The organism is Pseudoalteromonas sp. S2755 (assembly GCF_005886535.1).
Taxonomy (GTDB): domain Bacteria; phylum Pseudomonadota; class Gammaproteobacteria; order Enterobacterales; family Alteromonadaceae; genus Pseudoalteromonas.
Map to the genome: position 1 here is coordinate 1 of NZ_PNDS01000237.1, position 1,589 is coordinate 1,589.

Consider the following 1,589-nt stretch of genomic DNA (forward strand, 5'->3'; position numbering starts at 1 on the left):
AAGGACATAATTAACAAGAAGATAGTGATAATGTGGGCGTTATTAGATCAGAAAAGAGGCGGGTGTTAAAGCCTTTTTACAAAGTGTGATCCCGCCGTGACTTCTCATTGGACTAGTAGAAGAGGCCCTCCGATCTATTGGGAGTGCGTTGTAATTGCGAAAAATAAGAGTAAATACTATGGCTTATCGGCAGTTATTAGGGGCGGATACCCGATTGGGATCAACTTACAAAATTATTATTAGAAGTGTTTAATCATATATCTTTGAGTTGATTATTATTCAATTTACGAATCAATTATAGAATGCTAACTTTTAACTTTAATTAACATAAAAAGGATATATTTAATGAAAAGTAAAATAACAGCCTTGTTTTCTGGTTTGCTTATGAGTGTACTTATATCAGCCTCAGCAGTTGCTTTAGAGAGTAACACGGTAGAGAACGATTATTCTTACTGTGAGATACAATTTAATATTTGTTTACTAAACCAAAGCCGATCGCATTGTTGGCAGTTTTATCAACGCTGCTTAAATCAATAGCTCGTTAAGTGCCATTACCAAAGCTAGTGGTAATGGCTACTAACTCACCATAAAAGCGATAATTATATTATTCCTCCTTATCGAATCCTCCTTTAAACACCTTCACAGTAATCATAAGCATACACATTTTTACTGCCGTTTAATTGTGAAGTTCTTTTGGCTCAATCTCGCATATATTTGGCGACCTAATTTCAAAGGACTTTGTGAAATACAGAAACATGTTCGTTTACACTGGGTTATTGGATTCAACTTTAGTTTAAAAGGGGATGTAAAATCCAGTTACCTTGCTTGTTAATTTATTGGGGGCGGATGAGAATGTTATGTTATGGTATAACTTTTAGACAACGTAGGGTTTAGTCATGCTGACCTTAGCGCCATTCACTGCAACTCATGTAGCGGCAGTGAAACGAGTACGCCTTGCGGAGGAGCAAGTTAAATTTGTGGGTACCGCTGAGTCTTTTTTAGAAGATCAAAGTGAGACCACCCATTTGCATATCATAAAGATGGCTGATGAGATTATTGGTTATTTTAAACTTGATATCGAATATTGGAGTACACATCCGTTTTGCCCAAAAAATGGTTTGGGTTTAAGGGCGTTTGTAATAGATTGCCAGCGACAAGGTCAGGGTTTAGGAACATTAGCCGCAACTACATTAGTCCCTTATGCGCAGGCAAGATATCCAGAGTTTGAGTCAATATATTTAACCGTAAATTGTAGAAACCCAGCGGCGATTACCTGTTACCTAAAAGGTGGATTTGAAGACACAAATGAAAAATACCTAGATGGCCCCGCTGGCCCTCAACATATTATGAAAGCATCTTTGTTCAGAAAGCACAGTAGTGCAATATGACTTTGTACTATGTAGCAATCGTGATTTATACCAATTGAATTAATTCTCTAATCAATTTGAAGGGTGAAATAGCATATTAGCTTCGTTAAAAATTTCTCATTTAGAACAACTAAATAGCAAAATTTTTGCCTAGCTACTAAAGCTATTTCCCCGCTTCGAAATAGATCATTTACTTAATACAACTGGTATTTGCTTTTCAGT

Annotated in this window: 1 protein-coding gene; it reads left to right on the plus strand. The window is 36.3% G+C overall.

From position 1 onward, the window contains the following. Positions 1 to 896: 896 nt before the first annotated feature. Complete coding sequence (locus tag CWC03_RS23030) at positions 897 to 1,388, plus strand: GNAT family N-acetyltransferase (protein ID WP_138583819.1); 492 nt, start codon at positions 897 to 899, stop codon at positions 1,386 to 1,388. Positions 1,389 to 1,589 lie beyond the last annotated feature (201 nt).

Coding starts and splice junctions, on each gene's coding strand:
- CWC03_RS23030 (WP_138583819.1), top strand. CDS start 897: ATGCTGACCTTAGCGCCATTCACTGCAACTCATGTAGCGGCAGTGAAA.